The sequence below is a fragment of the Bacillota bacterium genome (genome assembly GCA_036504675.1).
In the GTDB taxonomy this organism is placed as follows: domain Bacteria; phylum Bacillota; class Sulfobacillia; order JAJYWN01; family JAJZPE01; genus DASXUT01.
The window spans coordinates 1-3,124 of sequence record DASXUT010000118.1 but is presented as its reverse complement, the minus strand read 5'-3'; the positions used below and the strand labels follow the sequence as shown (position 1 = coordinate 3,124).

Here is a 3,124-nt window from a genome sequence, read left to right as displayed (position 1 = left end):
CACGGGAAGCCCTCGTCGTCACGGGCGGCGGCCGCTTCCCCGAAAACCGAGCGGTCTCTGACCATCGAGGTCACATCGACGCTATTCGGCGCAAACAGGAAGACCCCTGCCGAGATCCGCTGGGTGATCCCGTCGATGGCGAAGGCCGTGCCGCTGAGGAAGTCGATCACCCGACGGGCCAGCTCCTTATCGACCTCCTCGAGGTTGACAATGATCGGCCGTCGGTTCTTGAGGTTCTCGGCGATGTTCTCCACCTCGTCGAAGGACTTCGGCTCAACCACCACGACCTTGATCGGCTTAGCCGCCGGGAGGTTGACGACCGCCCCGCGTCCCCGGCCCCTCGGCTTCTCGGGCTCGGCCTCTTGAGGCGGGGGGGCCGGTTCGTAGGCCTCTTCCTCGATCTCAACTTCCTCTTGTTCGAACCCCAAGAAGTTGAGGATCCTCTCCATGAAACCCTTGGCCATCTTGTGTTGCCACCTCCGGGTGGTGATTGCGCCTTAGCTTCGCGGTCCGAAGATAGCCGTGCCGATCCGGACGATGTTGGCTCCTTCTTCGACGGCCACTGGGAAATCCCCGCTCATGCCCATGGACAGGTAGCTCATCTCGATCTCGGGCCAGCCGCGCGCACGGATGTTCTCGGCGAGCTCGCGAAGCCGCCGGAAGAAGGGCCTGGCCGCTTCGGGGTCATCAACGATGGGGGCCACGGTCATCAGGCCGCAGACACGCACACCGGCAAAAGGCCGCATGGATTCTAGCAGTGCGACCGCCTCATCGGCGCGGACCCCCGACTTGCTAACTTCCCCCGAGACATTGACCTCGACCAAGACCCGCTGCTGTAAGCCCACCTTCTGGGCGAGGCGATCAAGCTCAACGACGGCGGCCATCCGGTCGAGCGAATGGATGAGGCTTACCTTTTCTACCAAGTATTTTATCTTATTGGTCTGCAGTTGTCCAATGAAATGCCAGCGGGCCAAGGGTCCGAGAAGCTTGTGTTTGTCGCGGAACTCCTGGGCCCGGTTCTCACCGAGGTCGGTCAGGCCGGCCTCGACGGCTTCCCGAATGACGTCGGGCCCGACCGTCTTGGTCACGGCGACGATTGTCACGCCGGCCGGGTCGCGGCCCGCCCGAGCCGCGGCCCCGGCGATCCGCCCCCTGACCACGGCCAGGTTGGCGGCGATGCTCGATGCCAAGGATGCTCCCTCCAGAGTCATTGGGTCAAGAAATCACCCAATCCGAATCATTGGATCTGCTGTTCCGTGCCGATTACCAGCCACGGGTTGGTGACCACCTGGGCGCCCCCCTGGATGCCCTCGACGGCCGACCGGCGGCCGTCCCCCCCGAGGACCGTCACCGGCTTGAAGACCACCTGGCTCTTTCGCAGGATAAAGACACCGTCCTGCCCGTCCCGTTTGGCCAGGGCCCCGCGGGGCACGATGACCCCGGCGAAGCTGTCTTTGACCACTTGGACCGGCGTCCGCCGCTGGGTGGCGAATTCGGTCAGGAACTGGTCGGTGCTGAAGACGGCCAAGCCGTAACCGTTGCGCTCGCGTTGGCCTACTCGCTCAACGGCGGCGGCCACCGCCTGACCCTTTAGTTCGGGAAAGCGGATGGTGACCATCGTCTTCCCTTGGACCGACGACAGTTGCTCGGAGGGAAGGACGACCGCCACGTAGACCCGGATCGAATCGATTATCTTGAAGACCGACTGACCGGCCTTGACCGCGTCGCCGTTCTTGACCACCGTCGCCTGCGGGGTGGAGGCCATGACCTTCTTGCCGTTGAGGGAGGCCAGGGAGGCCGGGGTCATCTCGGATTCCAGGCCGTCACGGATGAAGGAAACAACGCCGGCGGCCGGGGCGGTTAGTTCGGTGTTGGCCTTGTCGACCAAGGCCCGGGCCGCCGCCGCCTCTTGCTCGAGGGCCTTCTCTCCGCTCTTGACCGCCTCCAGCCGCCCGGACGTCTCGGCTCTAGTTTGAGAGAGCTTGCGGGCCAAAGCAGCCGCCGCGTCCAGGGCCTTCAGGTCGAGCTTGAACGAGGCTTTCTGGACCTCGATCAGGGCGGTGTTCACCCGCCGGTCGAGGTCGGCCAGGGCGGTCGTCAGCTCGGCGACTTGAGCGGCCTTGGCCGCACGGTATTCGGCCAGCCGCCCTTCGGCCGCCTGGGCCTGCCCCTCGGCCTGACCGCGGGCTTCGTTGTTGGTGATCCGACCGATCGGGGTGCCCACCCGGACCCGGCTTCCTTCGGCCTGGAGGATGGTGAGGGTACCGGCGATGGGCGTCGAGACCGAGGTCTCTCCCCTGACCACCAAGCCGTCGCCGGGGGCGACCAGTTCGATCACCCCCTGCTCGGCCGAAACCATTCGGATGAGCTGGCCGGAAACCACCCGGCGGAGCCATGGGAAGCTGATCAGGAGGATCGCCGCGACGAGGACATAGAGGACCAGCCGGGACCGGTCGGCCGCGGAGCGTCGCCGACGCGAGCCAGACCGCGATGATGACGCCTTCTTACCGGCGACCCTCTTCTTCTTGCGGCCCACCCCTGTCTCCCTCTCCATCCTTCAGACTGCCTTGGTCATCTGGACCCCGACCCGACTCGCTGTCGTTCAGAGCCAGCAGGGCGGCCATTCTCCCGGCCCGACCACCCGAGGCCCGATGGGAGAAGAACGTCTCGTGGTTGCAGGCGGTGCACAGGGAGGCGACCCGGATCCGGTCCGCCGCCACCCCCGCCTGGATCAGGGCCGTCCGGTTGGCCGCCCATAGGTCGCACTGCCACCGTCCGGGCCGCAAACCCGGATCGAGGAGGAGCGGCCAATCCTCGGGAAACGCCTCCCTCAGTGGACCGGCGACCGCCTCATCCACCTCGTAACAGCAGGACCCGATGGATGGGCCGATGGCCGCCAGGACCCGGCCCGACCTGGTCCCGAAAGCCTGGGCCATGGCTTCCAACGTCTTGGCGGCAATGCGCCCGACCGTGCCTCGCCATCCGGCGTGGGCCAAACCGATCGACGGTAGGTCGGGGTCGACCAGGTAGACGGGAACGCAGTCGGCGCAGCCGATGAGCAGCGTCAATCCGGGCTCATCGGTGATCAGCGCGTCGGCGCCGGGGATGGCCGTGCCTCGCTCGC

Annotated in this window: 4 protein-coding genes; all 4 read right to left on the bottom strand. The window is 66.1% G+C overall.

The window, feature by feature from the left end; genetic code table 11:
* A partial coding sequence (locus tag VGL40_08330) for a cell division protein SepF (protein HEY3315262.1) occupies positions 1-464 on the bottom strand: 464 nt, incomplete at its 3' end.
* Between the two features lie 33 nt (positions 465-497).
* Positions 498-1,190, bottom strand: coding sequence for a YggS family pyridoxal phosphate-dependent enzyme (locus tag VGL40_08325; GenBank protein HEY3315261.1), 693 nt, complete (start codon positions 1,188-1,190; stop codon positions 498-500).
* 47 nt (positions 1,191-1,237) lie between these two features.
* Positions 1,238-2,536: an HlyD family efflux transporter periplasmic adaptor subunit gene (locus VGL40_08320; GenBank protein ID HEY3315260.1), complete on the bottom strand. Its 1,299-nt coding sequence runs from the start codon at positions 2,534-2,536 to the stop codon at positions 1,238-1,240.
* Positions 2,505-3,124 (bottom strand): peptidoglycan editing factor PgeF (gene pgeF / locus VGL40_08315; protein ID HEY3315259.1); only part of this gene is annotated, 620 nt, incomplete at its 5' end. The genes VGL40_08320 and pgeF, both read right to left, overlap by 32 nt.